Genomic DNA, 21,513 nt, shown 5'->3' on the forward strand with positions numbered 1-21,513 from the left:
CGGCCGGTCGGACGGCCCCCGCCCCGGTGGCCCCGGCCGCGGCGTGGTGCGCCGGGGCCGGGGGTTCGGTCGCTACAGATCGCACTCGAAGGTCCTCTCCCCCAGGGCCGGGCGGAAGCCCACGCCCGTCCAGAGGGCGGTCGCGGCCTCGTTCCCGTCGAGGACGGCGAGGAAGATCCGGTTGACCCCGCGACGGCGGAAGGCCGCCAGGGTGTCGACCGCCATCACCCGGGCCAGCCCCAGCCTGCGGTGGCCGGGGTCGACCACGGCGTGGCTGATGCTGCCCCGTACGCCGAACGAGCCGGCGAGCAGCGCCGCGACGACCCGGCCCGCGGGGGTGCGGATCACCCGGCAGAGGTCGGAGGAGTGGGCGAGGTGCCCGGAGAGCAGCCGCTCGTCCTCCCATTCGCAGTACGCGGCCTGCGGGGCGGCCCGCAGCAGCTCGATCACCTGCGGGATGTCGGCCGCGGTCATGGGCTCGGAGAGGGCCGGTGCGGCCGGAGCGGCCGGAGCGGCCGGTGCGGCCGGTGCGGCCGGAGCGGGGGCGGACGTCCGGGGCCCGTACGGCCCGACCAGTACGTGCGGCTCGTCGAGCGCCAGGGCTGCGGCGCTCATCAGACCAGCGTCTCGTACGGGGAGCCGGGCAGGGAGAAGGAGATCGCGAGGACGTCGCGGTAGCCGCCCCTGTCCTCGGCCGCGCTGAGGCCGGTGACGTGGTGCTTCATGGCGCGGTCCTCGAAGATCAGCGAGTCGAGCGGCGTGAGGAAGGTGCCCTTGGCGAGCGGCTCCTCGTCCCAGGTGAAGACGGTGCTGTGGCCGCCCTCCACGTCGACGCGGGAGATGAGGTGCAGGCCGGCCCACGGGTAGCCGTCGGAGTGGATGCCCTCCGGGACCAGCTCGTTGTACTGGCCCGGGTTGATCTCGATGCGGATCTGGTGGATCTGGCAGACCCAGGCGCGGGCGCGGTACTCGTCCTCGATCGGCAGGCTGTCGAAGTCGTAGCGGACCAGGGCCTGGAAGAGCGGGTTGCGGTACGTGGCCTCCTCGACGTCGCCGAAGTGGCGCTCGATGCCGCCGACGAAGGCGTTCATCGCCTCGCTCTGGTAGTACGCGACGTGGTCGAGCGGGGCGAGCTCGCCGGTGACGGGCACGTACGTGAAATCGCTGTAGCGGCGGGTGCGGACGGCGCGGTCGCCGCCGCCGAAGTGGGTGTCGGGGGTGAGCCGGCCCCAGGAGGCCTGGAGGCCGTCGAAGGCGGCGGCGAGCTCGGGGGACAGGGTCAGGTCGGCGGCCGGCACGAGGGCGTAGCGCTGCTCGCGCAGGATGTCGCGGAGGTCGGGGCCGACGGAGGTGATGGTGTCGGGGGCGGGCTTGTGGGCGACGGTGGTCACGGCGGTGTTCTCTCTCTGGAGGCGGAGGAAGGAGGCGCGGGGTCAGCGCAGGCCCAGCGATTCGTACGTGGCGTCCAGCTCGGCGACGTCGAGGCCGGCGGCCTCGCGGACGAGGCGGATGGCCCGGTAGATCTGGTTGATGTGCGCGATGTCGTGACCGATGACCTTGCGGATCATGACCTCCATCGTTTCGCCGCCCTGCTCGCCGTGGCGGCCGGTGCGCTGCCAGTCCTCGGGCGGGAGCGCGGCGAGGAGGGCGACGTTGGACGCGCGCAGGCCGGTCCAGGCGTCGAGCATCTGGCGGAACGGGAGCCGGGGCAGCGGGGCCCACAGCTGCTCGTCGTAGCCGGGGTAGACGGGGTTGTCCTCGGTGGCCACGAGGCGCCAGCGGAAGCCGTAGACGATGTCGACGTCGAAGAGGTGGCCGACGATGAAGGCGGCGGGCCACTCGCCCGGCTCGGGGACGGTCTCGGCGAGTTCGGTGGGCAGGTCGGCGAAGAGCTGCGCCGCCCAGACGGGGGTCTTGGCGAGCACGTCGAACGCGTCGCGCTCACCGGCGACTTCGAGGAGCGCGGAGACGTACGCGGCGGGGTCCTCGGTGGCGGAGGGGATGTCGATCCGGTGGACGTCGGCGGCGGCTGCGGTGCGGGTGGTCATGCGGAGGTGCCTTTCGGGTGGGTGGACTTGTCGAGTGGGCGGGCTTGTCGAGTGGGCGGGCTTGTCGGGTACGGATGCCGGGGGTACGGATGCCGCACGTACGGATGGCGCGGGTACGGGTACTGCGGATCCGGCGCCGGAAGCTGGAGGAGGTCAGGCCGCCGGGGCCGGTTCGGGGGTCTCGGCGGGCTGCGGGGCGCTCACCGCCCTGCGGTGGCCCGGGTCGGCGCCCAGGATCAGGAGGGCGCCGAGGGCGGCGACGGCCGCGCAGGCCGTCCAGTGCAGCGGCGGCGAGATGCTGTAGAGCAGGCCGCCGACGGCGGGGCCGAGGGCGCCGCCGAGGGTGTGGGCGATGCCTTCCGCGCCCTGGTAGCGGCCGCGCAGGTGGGCCGGTGAGAACTCGGCGGGGTACGCGTTGGCGATCGGGGTGTACACGGTCTCGGCGACCGTCCACACGACCACCGTCAGCGCCAGCAGCCAGACGGCCTGCATCGCGCCCGTGAGGGCCATCCCGATGCCCAGCAGGGCCAGTCCGGCGGCGATCACCCGGCGCGGGTTGCGGCGCTCGGTGTGCTTGGTGAGCGGGAGTTCGATCACCACGCAGAGCAGAGCGTTGAGGCCGAGCAGCAGGCCGTACACCTTGTTGTCGAACCCGGCGTCGGTCACGTGCAGCGGGAGGGTCGCGGTGGACTGCCCGTACACGAAGGTCGCGGCGACCATCGAGCCGAGGAAGAGCAGGTACGGGCGGTCGGAGAGCACCTCGCGGTAGCCCCCCTTGCCCGTGCCCGTGCCCTTGGCCGCCGCCTCCGGCGCGGGTGCTTCCACCGGCGGGCGCCCGCCCGGCAGCGTGCTCAGCGCGAGCACGCCGAAGGCGAAGGAGAACAGGGCGTCGCCGAGGAAGACGTACGTGTACGAGGCCCCGCTGAGGAGGCCGCCGACGAGCGGGCCGACCGCCATGCCGACGTTGATGGCGAGGCGCAGGACGGCGAAGGCCGTCACCCGCTGCTTCTCGGGGACCACGTCGACGAGCAGCGCGCCGGCGGCGGGCCGGTACAGCTGGGCGAAGACGCCGACGAGCCCGACCAGCGCGGTGGTCGCGAACAGCCCGTCCGTCAGGGGGACGAGGGCGGTGGCGACGCTGCTGCCGAACATCGACACGGCGATGGCGGTGCGCCGGCCGAACCGGTCGGCGACCGTGCCGCCCACCGCGTTGCCGATGAAGGCGCCGACTCCGACGACGCCGAGGGCCACGCCGGCCTGGAACGCGGAGAATCCCTGGGCGACCAGGAAGAGCACCAGGAATACGTTCAGGAAATTGCCGAATTTGATGAGGAACATTCCGGAGAAGATCACCCAGGCGCTTCTGGGCAGGTCCTGCAATCGTCGGCGCAAGGGGTCCTCGCCGGCCATGGGGGGCTCCTTCTCGATCGGGGATGCATCACGGATGCGGTGGCGTCCACCATGAAACCCACCGGTCAAGGCCCTGCACAGGGCTGAGGGCTGGCACAAAGGGGGCTGGCACATTCCTGCCCGGGCACCGGGACCGGACCGTTTCAAGATCACCCGCGGGCGGCTGCTGCGTCATTCGTGCCGGGCATTCTTGTGCCAGCCGGAATCCATTTCCCGGCCCGGAATTCTGCTGCAGTGTTCTGGCCATGACCGAACACATGCTTCTCGTCGTCGGCGGACGGATACAGACGCTGCGCAAGGCGGCGGCCCTCGGAATCCGCTTCGTGCTGATCCAGCACAAGGACCAGTTCGTGCCCGAGGCCGCCGAGCTGGCCGAGGCCGTCCTCATCGCCGACTACACCGACTGGGACGTCACCCGTCCGCTGGTGGAGGCCGCGCAGCAGGCGTACGGGTTCACCCGGGTCGCCTCGATCACGGAGCCGGGCCTGGTCCCGGCCGGCCGGATCAGCGACCACCTGGGGCTCGGCAACACCTCGGAGGAGGTCGCCGAGCTGCTGCGCGACAAGCACGCGATGCGCCGCCACCTGGCCGCGTCCCCCTCCCCGCAGGTGCGGGCCCTGTCGGTGGCCGCCGCCGAGGTCGACAGTGCGCAGGCGCTGACCGCCTTCGGCGCCGAGCACGGCTACCCGTTCGTACTCAAGCCCGTGGACGCCACCGCCAGCCTGGGCGTCGTACGGATCGACGGGCCGGAGCAGGCCGCCGAGGCCTGGGCCGGTGTGGAGGCCCTGCGGGCCCGCACCGACCTCCAGTGGGGTGCGTTCTTCACCATCGGCCGCTTCATCGCCGAGCAGTACATCCCCGGCCCCGAGTACAGCGTCGAGAGCTTCTCGTTCGCCGGCCGGCACATCGTCCTCGCGGTGACCGAGAAGCTCACCGGCGGCGGGTTCATCGAGCTCGGCCACGCCCTGCCGGCCCGCCTCGACCCGGCGGACGAGCGGCGCGTCGAGGAGGCCGTCGCCCGCTTCCTGGACGCGATGGGCCTCACCGACGGGGCCGCCCACACCGAGCTGCGGCTGTCCCCGACGGGCCCGCAGATCATCGAGAGCCACAACCGCATGGGCGGCGACCGGATCTTCGACCTGCTGGCCTCGGCCTACGGCATCGACCTCGAAGAGTGGATCGTGGCCTGGCAGTTCGGGCTGGTCCCCGCCCTCACCGAACGCCCCGTCCCCCGCCACGCGGCGGCCACCCGCTTCCTGTCCGCCGAGCCGGGCACGGTCGTGGAGATCCAGGGCGTGGACGAGGCCAGGGCCCTGCCCGACGTCATCGACGTGGAGACCACCGTGCGACCCGGCGACGCCGTCGGGGAACTGCGCGGCAACTGGGACCGGGTCGGCCAGGTGCTGGTCACCGGGGCGGACACCGAGGCCGCCGTCGCCACCGCCGAGCGGCTCACCGAGAAGGTCACCGTCGTCACCACCAGCACCACCCCCCTGCACGCCTCCCATGGAAAGACCGCGTCATGAAGATCCTGCTGATCATGCGGAACACGTACGCATGGCACCGCGAGCACATCGAGACCCTGGAGCGGATGGGTCTGGAGATCCACCTGGCGACCCGGGTCGCGCAGGCCGCCGACGACGGCCGGTTCGCGAACGTCGTAGCGATCCCGGAGGAGCTGGAGGGGGCGGAACTCGCCGAGTTCTGCGCGACCGCGGCCCGCCGGCTGGGCATCGCCTCGGCGATCACCTTCTACGACAGCGACATCGCCGTCACCTCCCGGGTCAACCAGCTCCTCGGGCACGACTGGCCGCGCCCCGAGGCCGACCTGGTCTCCCGCGACAAGCAGCTCCAGCGCTCCTTCCTGGAGCGGCACGGTCTGCCGGGTCCGAAGTTCGCGGGTGTCACCGGCGTCGAGGCGGGTCTCGCCGCCGCGGAGGCCTTCACGTACCCGTTCATCGTCAAGCCGAGCGCGCTGGCCGCCAGCATCGGCGTCAGCCTGGTCCGCGACCGCGCCGAGCTGGAGCGGGCGCTGGCCGACGTGGCCCGCCTCGCCGAGGAGTGGGGCGGCTACTTCCCCAGCGACGGCCCCGAGATCGCGCTGCTGGAGGAGTTCCTGCCGGGCAAGGAGGTCACCCTCGACGGGGTGGTCCTGGACGGCACGTTCCACCTGGTGGGCGTCACCAACAAGATGCAGATGCCGGGCCCGTACTTCGAGGAGGACTTCTACACCCTCCCGTTCCGCACCCCGGAGGAGGAGCCGGAGCTGGTCGCGGTCGCCGAGGGCATCGTGGCGGGCCTGGGCGTGCGGCACTGCCTGTTCAACGCCGAGTTCCGGCAGGACTCCGAGGGCCGCTACCGGGTCGTGGAGTTCGCCACCCGGATGAGCGGCGGCCAGAACTACCGCAACCTGCGCGAGGTACACGGCATTGACGCGGTCCGCCTCTACGCCAAGGCCGTGCTCGCCGGGGACGACGTCTGCGCCCTCGGCACGCTCCTGGACGGCGAGGTGCTCCGGGCCGCGGCCCCGCGCGCCGCCACCTGCATCAAGTTCGCGTACCGGACCGGGACCCTCGTCCGCAACAACTCCGGCGACGCGACGCACTCCCCGTACTTCCGCTCGTACATCCCCGCCTCGAAGCCGGGCGACCGGCTGCGGCGCGCCCCCGAGGGCTGGTACGAGATCGCCGGCTCGCTCGCGGTGGCCGCGCCCTACCGGAGCGCCGCCGACATCGACCGGGTGGAGCGCATCGCCGCCGATCTGGACGAGCGGCTCGACGTGGTCGTCGTACCGGCGGCCTGACAGATCGCCCCGCCCGCAGCGACGTTTCACGTGAAACGTCGCCTGATGTCCGGGACTTCGCCTGTTTCACGTGAAACATCGGCCGGCGTCCCTGCACTCCACACTCCACCGACCGCGGAAAGAGCCCCACGTGCACGCCAACGACCCCGTGTTCCGGATGGGAATCACGGAGCCCACCGCCATCGACCCGTACAAGGCCCAGGAAGGGGAGGGAATCCTCGTCTGCAAGGCCCTGTTCACCGGACTCCTCGCCCTCGACGAGGACGGCGCGCTGATCCCGGCCACCGCCCGGTCCTGGGAGAGCGACCCGACCGCCACCACCTGGACCTTCACGCTGCGCGCCGGCACGGTGTTCAGCAACGGCGAGCCGGTCACCGCGCACAGCTTCGTACGGGGCTGGCAGCGGGCGCTGGACCCCGAGGCGAACACGGAGACCGCGTACCACCTGGCGGGCGTGCGCTCCTTCACGGCGGTCGACGAGACCACGCTGGTGGTCGAATTGTCGGAGCCGGACGTGCAGTTCGATCTGAAGACCCTCCAGCCGATCTTCAGCCCGGTGCCGGAGTGCGCCGGCCCGGCGCTGAACCCTCAGTACAACGACCTCCCGGTCGGCAACGGTCCGTTCAAGATGGCCGGCCCCTGGGAGCACGGGGTGGCGATCCGGCTGGAGCGCAACGAGCTGTGGGCGGGGCCCGCGCCCGAGGTGCGCGAAGTGCACATCGACATCCTCGACGCGGTGACCGGCCTGGACGACGAGTACGGGCGCTTCCTGGCCGGCACGTACGACTACGCCCGGATCCCCCCGGCGCGCACCGCCGAGGCGGCGGCCCAGGACGGCTTCCTGGAGCAGGAGGGCGCCGGCCTCTTCTACCTGATCCCGTTCTGCCACCAGGCGCCGATGGACTCGCTGGACGCCCGCCGGGCCCTGTCCGCGGCCATCGACCGCCAGGGGCTGATCGACACGTACTTCCAGGGGCGGCGCAGCGCGGCCCACTCCCTGCTCTCCCCGTGGTTCGGCAAGGCCCACACCCCGCTCGCTGAGCTGAGCGCCGACGACCCGGACTCCGGCTGGTCGGCCTTCGACCCCGCGCGGGCCCGTGCGGCGGCCCTGCGGGCGGGCCTCGGGCCCGGCAGCCGCGTCGAGTTCGCGTACAACACCGGCGCCGGGCACGACGACTGGGTCAAGGCGCTGGCCCGCGGCCTGGAGGACGTTCTCGGCTGGCGGGTCGAGCTGCTGCGGACCGACGCCCGCGGGCTGGTCGACCACCGCACCTCGATCGCGGCGGCCGGGTTCTGCCGGGCCGGCTGGGCCTGCGACTACCCGACCCCCGACAACATGCTCTTCCCGCTGCTGCACTCCTCGTGCACGGCGCCCGACGCCGAGGGCACGGCCCACGGCGACAACGAAGGCCGGTACGTGAACCCGGAGTTCGACGCCCTCGTGGCACGCGCCCGGGCCTCGACGGACCCCGCCGAGCGCGCCGACGCCTGGCGCCGCGCGGACCGTACCGCGATGGCGGACCTGGCGCTGATCCCGCTCTGGTACCGGACCGACCAGCGGGTCCACGCCGCCGGCCGGATCACCGGCCTGCGCATCGACTTCGACGGAAACCCCACCCTCACCACTGTCAAGGCAAGGAAGACCACCCGATGAGTGCGAGCACGACTCCCGTCCACGACATCCTCGGCATCGGCTTCGGCCCGGCGAACCTGGCCCTCGCGATCGCCCTGGAGGAGCGCGAATCGCCGCTGACGGCCCGCTTCCTGGAGGCCCGCCCGAGCCCCGAGTGGCAGCCCGGGATGCTGCTGGACGGCTCCGACATCCAGAACCACCCGAGCCGCGACCTGGTGACCCTGCGCAATCCGCGCAGCCGCTACACCTTCCTGAACTACCTGCACGAGCAGGGCCGGCTGCTGCGCCACCTCAACCTCCCCTCGGAGTTCCCGCTCCGCAAGGAGTACGCGGGCTACATCCGCTGGGCCGCCGGGTTCTTCTCGCACCTGGTCGACTGCAACCAGCGGGCCGCCCGCGTCGAGATCGTCGAGGAGTTCGGCGAGCGGCTCTACGAGGTCACCACCATGGCGGGCAGCCGCTACCTCGGCCGCACGCTGGTGATGGGCCCGGGCCGCACCCCGTACGTCCCGGCCCCGTACGACACGCTGCGCACCCCGCGGATCTTCCACCTGACCCAGTACCTGCCGAAGCTGGCGGAGCTGACCGGCGAGGGGCGCGCACCCGAGTCGGTGGCCGTCATCGGCGGCAGCCAGAGCGCCGTCGAGCTCGCCCTGGACCTGCACCGCCGGTTCCCGCGGACCAAGGTGACCACGTACACGCGCTCGCACTCGCTGCGCCTGAAGGACACCAGCCCCTTCAGCGAGGAGGGCTACTTCCCCGAGTTCACCGAGTACTACTTCCGGGCCTCCCGCGAGGGCAAGAAGGCCCTGGACGCGTACATGCACGGCACGAACTACTCCTCCGCCGACGGCGACGTCCTGCGCGACCTCTACATGACGATCTACGAGCAGGAGCTCGACGGCGACCAGAAGGTGTTCGTCCGCGGCAACCACGAGGCCGTGGGCGTGACCCGGGCGGGCGGGGACCGGATCGCCCTGGACTTCCTGGAGCGGACCACCGGCGAGCGGATCAGCGAGACCGTGGACTTCGCGGTCCTCGCCACCGGCTTCCGGAACATGGGTCCCGGCCCGCACGAGGAGCTGTGCCCGCCGCTGATGGCCCCGCTCGCGGAGCTCTTCGCCACCGAGCCGGACGGACGTCTCCAGGTCTCCGCCGACTACGCGCTCGAACCGGTCGCCGACGGCACCCCGCCGCTCTTCCTGAACGGCCTGTGCGAGTCCAGCCACGGCATCGGCGACGCGGGCTCCTTCAGCCTCCTGTCGCTGCGCGCCGCCAGCCTCACCGACGCCCTGACCGCCCGCCTGACCGGCGCCGCCACCACCGCCGCCGACCGCAGCGCCGTACTCGCCGCCGCCTGACCGGAAAGGTCCCCGTTCCCCATGACCGCCACCATCGACACCCCGGTCGCCCCGGCCCCGCCGGTCTACACCGCCCCCGTGATCACCGGCCCGCTCCCCGGTCCGCGCAGCGCCGAGCTGCTGGACCGCCAGGCCGGCCGCGAGTCCAACTCCCGCTCCTACCCGCGCAAGCTGCCGATGGCGATCCGCCGCGGCAAGGGCTCGTACGTGGAGGACCTCGACGGGAACGTCTTCCTCGACTTCCTCAGCGGCGCCGGGGTGCTCTCCCTGGGCCACAACCACCCCGAGCCGCTCGCGGCCGCCCACCGCCAGCTCGACGAGTTCGTGCACGGGCTGGACTTCCCCACCCCGGTCAAGGACGAGTTCACCGAGCTGACCATCGGGATGCTGCCGGAGCCGATGCGCGAGCGCACCCGGATCCACTTCTGCGGGCCGACCGGCGCCAACGCCGTCGACGCCGCCCTCAAGCTCTGCAAGACCGCCACCGGCCGCGAGGAGATCATCACCTTCCAGGGCGGCTTCCACGGGGCGACCCTGGCCGCGCTGAGCGTGACCGGGCTCGTCGAGCAGAAGGAGCCGGTCCGCGGCCGGATGCCGGGCGTGCACTTCTTCCCGTACTCCAACTGCCACAACTGCCCGCTCGGTCTGAAGCGGGACGACTGCCAGGTCAACTGCGCCGCGTTCCTGGAGAAGGCGCTGACCGACGTCAACGGCGGGATCACCCTGCCCGCCGCCGTGATCATGGAGCTGGTGCAGGGCGAGGGCGGGGTGATCCCCGCCGAGGTCGAGTTCGTCCAGCGGATCCGCGAGGTCACCCGGCGGCTCGGCATCCCGCTCATCGTCGACGAGGTGCAGAGCGGCTGCGGCCGCACCGGCACCTGGTTCGCCTTCGAGCAGTACGGCATCGAGCCCGACGTCGTGTGCGCCTCCAAGGCCCTGTCCGGCATGGGCCTGCCGGCCTCCGTGATCCTCTACGACGAGAAGCTGGACGTCTGGAAGCCCGGCGCCCACTCCGGCACGTTCCGCGGCAACCAGCCCGCCTTCGCCGCCGGCGTCGCCACCATGAAGGTCGTCCGCCGCGAGCGCGTCCTGGAGAACGTCCGGGCCCGCGCCGACCAGCTGATGGTCCACCTCCAGGGCCTGCGCGAGCTCACCCCGTACGTGGCCGACGTACGCGGCCTCGGCCTGATGACCGGCGTCGAGCTGACCGACCCGCAGACCGGTCTGCCCGCCGACGAGCTGGCGAAGCAGGTCCAGTGGGAGGCCGTCAGCCGCGGCCTGATCATCGAGCTCGGCGGCCGCGACGACTGCGTCGTGCGCATGCTGCCGCCGCTGAACTGCTCGGCCCGCGAGATCGACCAGGCCGGCCGGATCATCCGCGCATCCCTGACCGCGGCCCTGTCCGCGCTCGGCCTGACGACGGCGGGTGCCCGGTGAGCACGCACGACACCACCGTCCAGGACCTGGTGGTGGCCGGGTTCGGCCCCTCCGGGATCGCCCTGGCCGCCGCCGTCGAGGACCACGACGACGCCACCGGCGCCGCCCCGCTGGCCGCGCGCTACCTGGAGAAGGCCGCCGACTCCGCGTGGCAGCCCAACCTGGTCCTGCCCGGCACCGACATCCAGCACCACTTCCTGCGCGACTTCGCCACCCCGCGCGATGCCCGCTCCCGCTTCACCTTCCCCCACTACCTCCAGCAGAGCGGCCGCTTCTACCCGTTCACGCTGATGGGCGGCTACGTCAGCCGCCTGGAGTGGTCGGACTACGTGCAGTGGGCCGCCGGCCAGGTGCGCGGCCCCGTCGACTACCACCGCGAGGTACTGAGCGTCGAACCCGTCACCGGCGCCGACGGCCGCGTCCGCACCGCCCGCGTCCTGTCCCGGGACACCCGCGACGGCTCCCTGCACACCGTGGAGGGCCGCAACATCGCGCTCGCCACCGGCCACGAGGCCTACGTACCGGAGCTCTTCCGCCCGCACCTGGGCGAGCGGGTCTTCCACGCCTCGAAGCTGCTGCCGGGACTGGCCGCCCTGGGCGAGCGCCCGCTGCGCTCCATCGCCGTCATCGGAGCCGGGCAGACCGCCGGCGAGATCGTCCTGCACCTGGCGGCCCGGCACCCGGACGCGCAGATCCACTCGGTCGTACGGCACGCGGGCTTCCGGATGTACGAGCTCGGCCACTTCAGCAACGAGGTGTACTTCCCCGACGAGACCGACTACTTCTACGGGCTCGAGGGCGAGCAGCGCGAGCGCGCCCTGGACCAGGCCCGGGCCACCAACTACGCGGCCGTGGACCCCGACGTCTCCACCGCCCTCTACCAGGCCGTCTACCAGGACCGGTTCACCGGCCGGCAGCGCCTGCACATGCACAAGCGCACCGAGGTCACCGCCGTGGACCAGGCCCCGGACGGCCGGGTGCTGCTGCGCACCGGCGAGGTGTTCACCGGCGAGAGCGGCCTGATCGAGGCCGACGCCGTGATCGTCTGCACCGGCTACCGCGAGGCCGCGCTGCCCCGCCAGCTCGCCGCCCTGGTCCCCCACCTGCGCCTGGACGCGCAGGGCCGCCCCGAGGTCACCCGCGCCTACCGCGCCCGCACCACCGACGACTGCGAGGTCGGGATCTACCTCGACGGACTCACCGAGTGGCGGCACGGCATCGGCAGCGCCACCTCCTTCAGCCAGATGGCCGCCAAGGCCGACACCATCCACCGCGACCTGCGCGCCCGCCTGCGCCAGCCCGTCGCCGCCTGATTGGACCCGTACGCGATGCACATCTTCACCGCCCACGAGGACGACATGGTCTTCGAGGAGCCGTACAACGTCAGCGGCCGGCGGATCTTCCCCTGGCCCGAGGCCGTCGAGGAGCCCAACTGGGGCGGCGCCTGGGTCGACGTGGCGCCCGGCGCCACCTCCACCCCGCACGACCACGACGAGAACGAGATGTTCTTCATCGTCGAGGGCAGCGGGGTCATGCGGATCGGCGCGGAGACCCGCCGGGTCCGCGCCGGCGAGACCGTGTTCATCACCCCGCTCCAGGACCACGACCTGACCAACGACGGCGACGTCCGGCTGCGCTTCGTCACCATCTGGTGGGGCGGCTCGGACGCCGTGGCCCGCGACCGCGCCACGTGGGCCGCCGAGTTCGGCATCACGGACCCGGGCTCCGGCCCCGCGGCGGCCGCGGACCGGCAGGTGGACGCATGAGTCCCATCGTCCACGCGCACGCCGACGCCATCGTCGTCGGCGGCGGGGTGATCGGCGCGGCCATCGCGCACCAGCTCGCCCTCGCCGGCATCGGCCGGATCGTCCTGTGCGACCAGGGCCGGGTCAACGCCCAGGGCGCCACCTCCCGCTCCGGCGGGCTGCTGCGGCTGCACCACACGGCCGTCGCCGACACCCGGCTCGCCGCCCGCAGTCTGCCCGTCTTCGAGCAGTGGTCGGACGTCATCGGCGGCGACTGCGGCTACCGCCGCACCGGCTTCGTCATGATCGTCGGCGAGAACCACGCCGAGGACCTGCGGTACAACGCCGCCGCCTCCGCGGACGCCGCCGGATACCGCCGCGTCGAGGTCATCGACGCAGCCGAACTGAAGGAGATCTACCCCGGCCTGCGGACCGAGGGCGTCGCCCTCGCCGCGTACGAGCCCGAAGGCGGCTACGCCGATCCGATGGCCGCCTCCGCCTCGCTGCTCACCGCCGCCTACCGGCTCGGTGTGTCCCCCTCCGAGGGCATCCGCGCCATGAAGGTGCTGGAGACCGCGGGCACCGTCACCGGCGTCCTCACCTCCATCGGCCGCATCGACGCCCCGCTGGTCGTCCTCGCCGGCGGCGCCTGGGGCTCCGCCCCCGCCGAGCACCTGGGCATCCACATCCCCGTCACCGCGCGCCGGATCGGGCTGGCCCAGGCAGAGCTCCCGGGGGCCGGCCGGCGCGGGTCGGCGGCCTCCGTACCGACCTGCATCGACGACACCACCGGCAGCTACTTCCGGCCCGACGGCCTCGACCGCTTCTACTTCGGCGTCCCCAGCAAGCCCGACACCGAACTGGGCCGCGACGTGGAGCCGCTGACCGAGGCCGAGCTGGAGTCCGCGATCGCCGCGATCGCGGACCGCGTCCCGGCCGCCGCCACCGCCCCGCTCGCGGGCACCCGCTCCGGGCTCGACGGCTACACCCCCGACAAGCGCCCGGTCGTGGGCGCGGCCGGCCCCGACGGGCTCTACCTGGCCCTCGGGTTCAGCGGCGGCGGCTTCAAGCTGGCGCCCGCGGTCGCCGAGCTCGCCGCCAAGGAGATCGTCGAGGGCGGGGCCGTCCCCGGCAAGGCCGTCCAGGAGCTGCTGGAGCCGTACCGGCCGCAGCGCTTCCTCGCGGGCCGCCCGATCCGTCCGGAGGCCCCGTATGACCACATGTGAGACCGGCCCGGAGGCCGAAGTGCGACGGCCGCTGCGCGAGGTGCTGCGCGAGGACGTGCGGACCGTCCTCGCCAAGGACCCGGCCGCCGGCTCCCGCGCCGAGGTACTGCTCTACCCGCACATCCACGCCCTGTGGACCTACCGCGTCGCGCACTGGCTCTGGGGCCGCGGCCACCGGGTCAGCGCCCGCGCCCTGTCCCTGCTGGCCCGCGCCGTCTCCGGCATCGAGATCCACCCCGGGGCCCGGATCGGCCGCCGCTTCTTCGTCGACCACGGCACCGCCGTCGTCATCGGCGAGACCGTCCGGATCGGCGACGACGTGATGCTCTACCACCAGGTCACGCTCGGCTCGGTCGGCTGGTGGAAGGACCTGCGCCGCCCCTCCGGATCCCGCCGCCACCCCGTCGTCGGCGACCGCGTCGTCATCGGCACCGGGGCCAGCGTCCTCGGCCCGGTCACCATCGGGGCCGACTCCCGGATCGGCGCGCACTCGGTCGTCCTCGACGACCTGCCGCCGCGCAGCCGCGTCGTCGCCGCCGCCTCCGCCGCCCTGCCGCCGCTCGACACCGCGGCCCCCCTCGACTCCTCCGCCCTGACCGTCCCCGAAGGAACCCACGCATCATGACCTCGTACGTCGTCACCAGCGCCCCGCCGAACCCGAACGGCGACCTCCACCTCGGCCACCTCTCCGGCCCCTTCCTCGGCGCCGACGTCCTGACCCGGCACCTGCGCCAGCGCGGCCACGACGTGCGCTACGTGGGCTACTCCGACGAGCACTCCTGCTACGTACCGCGCCGGGCCGCCGAAATCGGCTCCACCGCGTACCCGACCGCGAAGCTCTTCGGCGACCGCATGGAGGAGACCCTCTCGCTGGGCGCCATGCACCACGACTGGTTCACCCGCCCGCTCACCGACTCCACCCACACCGAGTTCGTGCAGCGCTTCTTCCTCGAACTGTGGGAGTCCGGCGCCCTGGAGGTGCAGGAGCTGCCCGTCTTCCACTGCGCGCCCTGCGAGCGGTACCTGTACGAGGCCGAGGTGCGCGGCGAGTGCCAGTTCTGCGCCGAGCCCTCCGACGGCGTGTACTGCGAGGCCTGCGGACTGCCCCAGGACCCGGCCGGGCTCGCCGCCCCCCGGTGCACCGCCTGCTGGAACACCCCCGAGACCACGACCATGCGCCGCATCGTCTTCCCGCTGGAGCGCTACCGCGACCGCCTCCGGGCGTACTACGCCGACGCGCAGGCCAAGGCCGAGTGGCGGCCCCGGCTGATCTCCTACCTGGACGGCCTGTTCGAGCGGGCCCTGCCCGACACGGCGATCAGCCGCGAGGCGGACTACGGCATCCCGGTCCCCCTGCCCGGCTGGGAGGGGCACATCCTCGACACCTGGTTCAGCGGCATCTGGGGCTACGCGGCGGGCACAGCGCGGGTCGCCGAGGCCAACGGCGACCGCTCCGCGTGGGAGCGGCTGTGGACCGACCCCGAGACCCGGATCGTCAACTTCATCGGCTTCGACTGCTCGTTCTCGCACGCCGTGCTGTGGCCGGCGCTGCTGCTCGCCCAAGGTGAACTGACCCTGCCCGCGCAGGTGGTCATCAACGAGTTCTACCGGCTGGAGGGCGACAAGTTCTCCACCAGCCGCGGCCACGCGATCTGGGGCGGCGAGTTCCTGCGCCGGGTCAACGCGGACGCGCTCCGCTTCCACCTGTGCCTGACCGGCCCGGAGCGGGCGCAGAACAACTTCTCCATGAAGGAGTTCGCGGACACCCTCAGCACCGTCCTCGCCGGCGGTCTGGAACGGTGGACCGACACCGTACTGGACCTGCTCGCCCAGGACTTCGACTCCGTCGTGCCGGCCGCCGGGCCCGCCGACGGCCCGCTGGCCGCCGAACGCGCGGCGCTGCCCGGGCAGATCACGGCCGCCCTCGGCGCCGAGGCCTTCTCCCCGCAGCGCGCCGCCGACGTCCTGGCCACCGTGATCGAGCGGGCCGACGCCGACCTGCGACAGCTCGCCCTGCTGCGGGCCGCCGGACCGCGCGCCGAATACGCCGGACGGCTCGCGGCGCACGTGGAGCTGCTGGCCGCGGTCGCGGTCACCGCGGCGCCGCTGATGCCGGGCTGGTCCGCGTTCCTCGCCGGGCACCTGGGCCTGCCGGTGGACCTCGGCACGCGGATGCCCGTGTGGGACGGCGTGGAGGGGCGGCTGCTGGCGGAGGGCGCGGCGCTGCCGGCCGCCACCCCGCTGTTCTTCCACGAGTTGTCGTGACGCGTACGGACACCTGGTCCGCGGGCGCGGCGAAGGCGCTGGGCGCGGTCCTCGGCGCCGGGGCCCTGCTGCTCCCGGCGGCCCTCGCCCCGCGGCCCGGCCCCTGGACCGGGGTCGCGGTGGCGGGGGCGCTGGCCGGCTGGTGCCTGCTGGTCGCCGCCGCCGGCGGTACGGAGGATTGCGGACCGGTGGCCTTCGTACGGGACCGCCTCGGCCCGGGGCCGGCCCGTGCGGCCACCGCCCTCTACTTCGGCGGCTTCGCCACCGGGCAGGCCGGAGTGGCCCTGGGGGCCGCCGAGTTCACACCGCTCGGGGACTCCGGCTGGCGGGCGTACGCGGTCGCCGCCGGGGTGCTGTGCAGCGCCGCCGCGTACGCCTGGTGCCTCCCGCGGGGGCTGTCCCCGGCGGGGCGGCGGCTCCGGCTGGCCGCGGTGCTGGCGCTGGCCGTCTCCTGGCGGGCCCTCGGCGGGCCGCTGCCGGGGCCGGGAAGCGACGGCTGGAGCGGGGGCTGGGCCGGGGGCTGGAGCGGGGGCTGGGCAGGGAGCTGGGCCGGGGCCGCGCTGCTGGTGGCCGTGCCCCTGCTCTTCGGCTGGGTCGGCCTCGAAGGGGCGGTCCCCGCCCTGCCGCGGCGGCGGGCCCTGGGCGGAACCCTGCTCGGCATCGCGCTCGCCGCCGCGCTGTACACCGTACTGCTGGGTCCGCCGGCCACCGCCGCGCAGGCGCCGCTCCCGGCCGCGGCGGCCGTCGAGGCCGCACTCGGGCTCGGCTCCGCCGCGCTCTGCTGGACGTACTGCCGTACCAACCTCCACGCCACCGCGGCCCGTTGGACCGAGCTGACCGGCCGGACCCGGCGCGGCGGGCTCGTGGCCGCGGGCCTGATCGCCCTCGCGGTGCTCGCCCTCGGGCGGGCCGCCCACTGGGACCTGCCCATCCTGCTCATCGGCCCCGGTGCAGCCACCGCGGCCCTGTACACCCTCATCGCCGTGGCGGCCGTACGCCGCCCCCGTTCTCAGGAGCCCACCGAACATGACCACTCAGACCGTTTCCGTGTCCTCGAAGGTGCTGCGCGTTCCGCCGGCTGAACCGGCGACCGCCGCGGCCCACTTCCACCGCCGCTTCACCTTCGAGGCCGACGTCGCCGACGTGCACGCGGACATGGAATCCGGCGCCGGGGGCTTCGTCCTCGTCGACAGCCGCAGCGCTGAGGCCTGGGCGCAGGGCCACATCCCGGGCGCCGTGCACCTGCCCACCGACGAGATCGGGGCGCGCGCCGCCGAACGGGTGGCGCCGGGCAGCGCGGTGGTCACCTACTGCTGGGGCCCGGGCTGCAACGGCGCGACCCGGGCGGCGTACGCCTTCGCGAGCGCCGGGTACCGGGTCAAGGAGATGCTCGGCGGCTTCGAGTACTGGTCCAGGGAGGGCTTCCCGGTCGAGGACTCCGCCGGTACCCGCCAGTCGCCGCCGGACCCGCTGACGGCCCCGGTCGGGGAGGGCGCGGCCTGCGGCTGCTGAGCCGGGACGGCCCGCTCACAGCAGGCCCTCCTCGACGGCCCGCTGCCCGAGCTGGAAGCGGCTCTGCGCGTCCAGCTTCTCCATCAGCTCCGAGATGAGCCGCCGCTCGCTGCGCAGGGAGATCCCGAGCCGGCGCGCGGCGGCCTCGTCCGTATAGCCCTGGGCCAGCAGGCGCAGCAGCTCCCGCGGCTGCGAGCCGGGGTCTTCGAGGCTGCGCCGGGGCGGCTCGCCGAACGGGGTGGCCGTCTCCCACACCGAGTCGAACAGCGCGCAGAAGGCGGCGACGGCGCCCGGCTCGCGCAGCAGGACCGCGCCCTGCGCGCTGTCCGCCGGGTCGATCGGCATCAGCGCCGACTCCCGGTCGGCGATGACCATGCGCATCGGCAGCGAGGGAGCCGTCCGCACCTCGCCGCCCCGCTCGGTCAGCCAGCGGGCGTGCTCCAGGCTTCCGGCGTCGTTGCGGATGGCGTCCTGGTAGACGGTCCGGATCTTCACGCCGCGCGCGATGAGTTCCTCGGTGATCGGCTCGCTGGCCTTGAACTGCGCGGCGGGGACCGGCCCTCCGGGATGGAAGCTGATCGACTCGCGGCGGGTCCGGGCGGACATGTCGCTGAGCTTGGCCCGGACCGCCTCGACGCCGAGGAAGCGCTCGGCCTCGTGCGCGGGCGGGGCCGGGTGGAGTTCGGCGTACTGCGACAGCAGCGCGCTGGCGGCGGCCTGGCTCTCGGCGAGGGCGCGGTGGCGCTGGGCGATCTCCGCCTGCTGATGGGCGAGCAGCGAATCGAGCGCCGCCTTCGGGTTCACCGCCCGCAGCCGCCCGTCGGTCCGCCAGGACGGCGCGAGGAGGGAGAGCCGCGTCAGCTCCTCCAGGTCCGCGCGTACGTCCTCCTCGGCCCCCGCGAGTTCGGCGGTGACCGCGGCGACGGCGATGTCCGGCTGTCTGAGGACGAGGCGGTAGAGCGCGTCGGAACGTTCGGTCAGCCCAAGAGAAACCAACAAGAGGAGCCCCCCAGCTCGCGGTTCGGAGCGGCAGCACGACTGTGAACCTGAACCGACAACGCTGGCGGTGTGCGGCCCCTCCGATGGGCCGATCTTGCACCCTGGATTGTCCATATCAGCCAGCGCCCGCACAAACACCGTCCATCACGCGGACACGGCGAGCGGGCTGGCACGGATATGTCAGATCGCTTTGTGCCAGCTCAAACCGGGGACACGGCCTTGCCCGGCTCGGCACGATGGCGGCACGCCGGAACGAGAGATCCGGCCAACGACCCCCCGCACCGTCCGCATCCGCACCGGCTCGATAAGAGGCATCGTCACCATGCGTCGCAAGCTCGTCACTCTGATCACCGTCACCGCGGCCGCCCTGATCGCCGTGATCGCCACCGGCACCGCCGGCCAGGCGCAGGACCTCGCGTCCCCGCCCAAGGAGCCGGGCTGGTCGGCGCCGGCCGTCCAAGAGCCGGGCTGGTCCTGAAAATCCGAAGCGCCCCACCCGAAGGATCGGGTGGGGCGCTTCGTGAGCCGTAGGCCATGTCGGACTCGAACCGACAACCAACGGATTAAAAGTCCGCTGCTCTGCCAATTGAGCTAATGGCCCGCGCGTGCTCACCCCAGAGCATAGCCGGAGACCAACCGTCAGCCGATCGAGTATCGGCTGACCGGGCCCGGCGCGGCTCACGAAACGCGGACAGGGCCCCCACGACGGTGTCGTGGGGGCCCTGTCGGGCAGTCAGCTCAGCCGGTGGTGCCGGGGGCTGGGTCAGCCGTTGCGCTTCCAGCGCGGCTTGTCGTCGCGGCGGCCGCCGAAGGAGCCGGTCGAGCCGGAGCCGGAGGGGCGGTTGTCGTCGCGGCGGCCGTACGGGCGGTCGCCGCCGCCGGAGCGGAAGCCACCGGAGGGACGGTCGTCGCGGCGGAAGCCGCCACGGTCGCCACCGCGGTCGTCACGGTTGAAGCCGCCCGACGGACGGTCGTCGCGACGGAAGCCGCCGGAGGGACGGTCGCCACCGGAGCGGAAGCCACCGGACGGACGGTCGCCACCGGAGCGGAAGCCGCCACCACGGTTGTCGTCACGGTTGAAGCCGCCCGACGGACGGTCGTCGCGACGGAAGCCGCCACCACGGTTGTCGTCACGACGGTCGCCACCGGAACGGAAGCCGCCCGAAACGGAAGCCGCCCGACGGACGGTCGTCGCGGCGGAAGCCGCCACGGTCACCGCCGCGGTCGTCACGACGGTTGTCGCGGCGCTCGTAGTTGCCGCGGTCGTCGCGGGCCTGGAAGGACGGACGCTCCTCGGCGGCCGGCGTGGCCGCGACGGCTGCCGCGACCTCGGCCTCGGCGGCCTCGACCACCTCGGCGACAGCGGCCTCCGGGTCCTCGCCGCGCTCACGGGCGGAGCGGGCGACCAGGCGGTCGGCCTCCTCGCGCAGCTCGGCGGCACGGCGCGTCAGACGCTCCAGCTGCTTGGTGAGGTCGGCGACCTCGCGCTCGGCCTGCTTGGCGGCGTTGTTCGCGGAGTCGGCCTGGACCTCGGTGAGCGAACGCGCACCGGTGATCTCGGCGACCTCCGGGTCGAAGGCGCCCGCGCCCTGGACGATGTGGCGCGAGGCGTCGACGCCCGCGTCCTCCATCAGGCGGAAGATCTGGCGGCGCTGGTGCGGCAGGGCCAGGGAGACCACGACGCCCGACTTGCCGGCACGGGCGGTACGGCCCGAGCGGTGCAGGTAGTCCTTGTGGTCGCCGGCCGGGTCCACGTTCAGGACCAGGTCGATGCCGTCGACGTGGATGCCGCGGGCGGCGACGTCGGTCGCGACGAGCGCGTTGACGTAGCCGTCCTTGAAGTCCGCGAGGACGCGGGTACGGGCGCCCTGCGTCATGCCGCCGTGCAGCGCGTCGGCCTTCACGCCGGCCTCGACGAGCTGCTCGGCGATGCGGTCGGCGCCCAGCTGGGTGCGGACGAAGATGATGGTGCGGCCCTTGCGGGCGGCGATGGCGGCCGTGACCGGCGCCTTGTCCTTCGGCTTCACGACGAGGACGTGGTGCGTCATGGTCGTGACGTTGCCCTGCGCGCTGTCGACCTCGTGCGTGACGGGGTTGGACAGGTAGCGCTTGACGAGGGTGCCGATCTCGTTCTCCATGGTGGCGGAGAAGAGCATGCGCTGGCCGCCGCCGGGGATCTGGTCGAGCAGCTCGGTGACCTCGGGCAGGAAGCCCAGGTCGGCCATCTGGTCGGCCTCGTCGAGGACGGCCACCTCGACGTTCTCCAGGGAGCAGGCGCCGCGGTTGATGATGTCGCGCAGGCGGCCCGGGGTGGCGACGAGGACGTCGACACCGCGCTCCAGGGCGTAGATCTGGTTGCCCATGGAGGTACCGCCGCAGACGACCTTCATCTTCAGGCCGAGCACGTCGCCGTACGGCTGGAGGGCGTCCGCGACCTGCATCGCGAGCTCACGCGTCGGCGTGAGGATGATCGCGCGGGGCTTCTTCTTCTCGGTGTGGCCACCGGCCAGGCGGGCCAGGGTGGGCAGACCGAAGGAGAGGGTCTTGCCGGAGCCGGTGCGGCCGCGGCCGAGGATGTCCTTGCCGGCCAGGGCGTCCGGGATGGTCGCGGCCTGGATCGGGAAGGGGGCGGTGACACCGTTCTGCGCGAGCTTGCGCACGACGCCCTCGGGCAGACCGAGGTCGCCGAAGGTGATGGTGGGCTCGGCGTCGGCGTCGTCCGCCTCGGCGTCGATGGACTGGTCGGTCGTCACGTCGGCCTCAAGGGCCTCGATGATCTCGTCCGCCTCAGCGGCCTCGATCGCCTCGGTGACCACGAGGGCCTCGACGGCGTCGACGATCTCGTTCGAGTCGTTCTCGGGCATGACGGCACGGTCAGAACTGGAAATGGACATGCGAAATGCGAAACCTTCCGGAGTCTCGGCACGCGCCCAAACTCCGTGAATCGCAAATCGACCGCCTCAATGCGGTCAGCCACGGCTAGGGAGAGTACGCGCCACACGGCGCTCTTCGGATTCGGCGCCGGGCAATGGGATCAAACGATCTATAACCATACGCACCCTCCCCGGGGTCTG

18 protein-coding genes, 1 tRNA gene and 1 pseudogene are annotated in these 21,513 nt (G+C 73.0%); 13 read left to right on the forward strand and 7 right to left on the reverse strand.

Annotated features, from left to right (window positions below):
• Positions 1 to 72 precede the first annotated feature (72 nt).
• The 4 genes from ADK52_RS34500 to ADK52_RS34515 form a co-directional block, all read right to left on the reverse strand.
• The gene (locus ADK52_RS34500; RefSeq protein WP_053693811.1) at positions 73 to 615 is read right to left on the reverse strand and encodes a GNAT family N-acetyltransferase; all 543 of its coding nucleotides are present in this window, start codon (positions 613 to 615) and stop codon (positions 73 to 75) included.
• Positions 615 to 1,391, reverse strand: a complete 777-nt coding sequence (locus tag ADK52_RS34505; RefSeq protein WP_053693812.1) for a 2OG-Fe dioxygenase family protein — start codon at positions 1,389 to 1,391, stop codon at positions 615 to 617. Before ADK52_RS34505 ends, ADK52_RS34500 begins: the two co-directional genes overlap by 1 nt.
• A gap of 42 nt (positions 1,392 to 1,433) precedes the next feature.
• A complete protein-coding gene (locus ADK52_RS34510) occupies positions 1,434 to 2,048 on the reverse strand; it encodes a DinB family protein (protein ID WP_053693813.1) in 615 nt (204 codons plus the stop codon).
• Between the two features lie 153 nt (positions 2,049 to 2,201).
• Positions 2,202 to 3,458 (reverse strand): MFS transporter, encoded by a 1,257-nt coding sequence (locus ADK52_RS34515; protein ID WP_159046097.1) that lies wholly within the window; start codon positions 3,456 to 3,458, stop codon positions 2,202 to 2,204.
• A 245-nt stretch (positions 3,459 to 3,703) separates the two neighbouring features.
• Between ADK52_RS34515 and ADK52_RS34520 the strand changes: the two genes are divergently transcribed.
• The 12 genes from ADK52_RS34520 (at position 3,704) to ADK52_RS34575 (ending at position 17,440) form a co-directional block, all read left to right on the forward strand.
• The gene (locus ADK52_RS34520) at positions 3,704 to 4,984 is read left to right on the forward strand and encodes an ATP-grasp domain-containing protein (protein WP_053693815.1); all 1,281 of its coding nucleotides are present in this window, start codon (positions 3,704 to 3,706) and stop codon (positions 4,982 to 4,984) included.
• The gene (locus tag ADK52_RS34525; RefSeq protein WP_053693816.1) at positions 4,981 to 6,261 is read left to right on the forward strand and encodes an ATP-grasp domain-containing protein; all 1,281 of its coding nucleotides are present in this window, start codon (positions 4,981 to 4,983) and stop codon (positions 6,259 to 6,261) included. The genes ADK52_RS34520 and ADK52_RS34525 overlap by 4 nt, the downstream gene beginning before the upstream one ends.
• A gap of 130 nt (positions 6,262 to 6,391) precedes the next feature.
• Positions 6,392 to 7,915 (forward strand): ABC transporter substrate-binding protein, encoded by a 1,524-nt coding sequence (locus ADK52_RS34530; RefSeq protein WP_053693817.1) that lies wholly within the window; start codon positions 6,392 to 6,394, stop codon positions 7,913 to 7,915.
• On the forward strand, positions 7,912 to 9,255 hold the full coding sequence (locus ADK52_RS34535; protein ID WP_053693818.1) for a lysine N(6)-hydroxylase/L-ornithine N(5)-oxygenase family protein: 1,344 nt from the start codon (positions 7,912 to 7,914) through the stop codon (positions 9,253 to 9,255). The genes ADK52_RS34530 and ADK52_RS34535 overlap by 4 nt, the downstream gene beginning before the upstream one ends.
• 21 nt (positions 9,256 to 9,276) lie before the next feature.
• Complete coding sequence (locus ADK52_RS34540) at positions 9,277 to 10,692, forward strand: diaminobutyrate--2-oxoglutarate transaminase family protein (protein WP_053693819.1); 1,416 nt, start codon at positions 9,277 to 9,279, stop codon at positions 10,690 to 10,692.
• Complete coding sequence (locus ADK52_RS34545) at positions 10,689 to 12,005, forward strand: SidA/IucD/PvdA family monooxygenase (protein WP_053693820.1); 1,317 nt, start codon at positions 10,689 to 10,691, stop codon at positions 12,003 to 12,005. The genes ADK52_RS34540 and ADK52_RS34545 overlap by 4 nt, the downstream gene beginning before the upstream one ends.
• 15 nt (positions 12,006 to 12,020) lie before the next feature.
• On the forward strand, positions 12,021 to 12,458 hold the full coding sequence (locus tag ADK52_RS34550) for a cupin domain-containing protein (protein ID WP_053693821.1): 438 nt from the start codon (positions 12,021 to 12,023) through the stop codon (positions 12,456 to 12,458).
• Positions 12,455 to 13,663, forward strand: coding sequence for an NAD(P)/FAD-dependent oxidoreductase (locus ADK52_RS34555; RefSeq protein ID WP_053693822.1), 1,209 nt, complete (start codon positions 12,455 to 12,457; stop codon positions 13,661 to 13,663). Before ADK52_RS34550 ends, ADK52_RS34555 begins: the two co-directional genes overlap by 4 nt.
• Complete coding sequence (gene epsC / locus ADK52_RS34560) at positions 13,650 to 14,288, forward strand: serine O-acetyltransferase EpsC (RefSeq protein WP_078988819.1); 639 nt, start codon at positions 13,650 to 13,652, stop codon at positions 14,286 to 14,288. Before ADK52_RS34555 ends, epsC begins: the two co-directional genes overlap by 14 nt.
• A complete protein-coding gene (locus ADK52_RS34565; protein ID WP_053693823.1) occupies positions 14,285 to 15,928 on the forward strand; it encodes a methionine--tRNA ligase in 1,644 nt (547 codons plus the stop codon). The genes epsC and ADK52_RS34565 overlap by 4 nt, the downstream gene beginning before the upstream one ends.
• Complete coding sequence (locus ADK52_RS34570; RefSeq protein WP_053693824.1) at positions 15,925 to 17,010, forward strand: hypothetical protein; 1,086 nt, start codon at positions 15,925 to 15,927, stop codon at positions 17,008 to 17,010. Before ADK52_RS34565 ends, ADK52_RS34570 begins: the two co-directional genes overlap by 4 nt.
• On the forward strand, positions 16,955 to 17,440 hold the full coding sequence (locus ADK52_RS34575; RefSeq protein WP_053693825.1) for a rhodanese-like domain-containing protein: 486 nt from the start codon (positions 16,955 to 16,957) through the stop codon (positions 17,438 to 17,440). Before ADK52_RS34570 ends, ADK52_RS34575 begins: the two co-directional genes overlap by 56 nt.
• A gap of 15 nt (positions 17,441 to 17,455) precedes the next feature.
• Here the strand turns inward: ADK52_RS34575 and ADK52_RS34580 are convergent, their stop codons facing one another.
• The gene (locus tag ADK52_RS34580) at positions 17,456 to 18,439 is read right to left on the reverse strand and encodes a helix-turn-helix transcriptional regulator (RefSeq protein WP_053693826.1); all 984 of its coding nucleotides are present in this window, start codon (positions 18,437 to 18,439) and stop codon (positions 17,456 to 17,458) included.
• 322 nt (positions 18,440 to 18,761) lie between these two features.
• Here ADK52_RS34580 and ADK52_RS42715 point away from each other — a divergent pair, with 322 nt between their 5' ends.
• The gene (locus ADK52_RS42715) at positions 18,762 to 18,917 is read left to right on the forward strand and encodes a hypothetical protein (protein WP_159046098.1); all 156 of its coding nucleotides are present in this window, start codon (positions 18,762 to 18,764) and stop codon (positions 18,915 to 18,917) included.
• Between the two features lie 50 nt (positions 18,918 to 18,967).
• On the opposite strand, the gene ADK52_RS34585 is transcribed toward ADK52_RS42715, so the two are convergent.
• Both ADK52_RS34585 and ADK52_RS34590 read right to left on the reverse strand, forming a co-directional pair.
• Positions 18,968 to 19,040, reverse strand: a tRNA-Lys gene (locus tag ADK52_RS34585).
• A gap of 162 nt (positions 19,041 to 19,202) precedes the next feature.
• A pseudogene (locus ADK52_RS34590) lies at positions 19,203 to 21,333 on the reverse strand (DEAD/DEAH box helicase).
• Positions 21,334 to 21,513: the final 180 nt, after the last annotated feature.

Origin of the sequence: Streptomyces sp. WM6372 (assembly GCF_001279655.1) — a bacterium.
Lineage (GTDB): Bacteria > Actinomycetota > Actinomycetes > Streptomycetales > Streptomycetaceae > Streptomyces.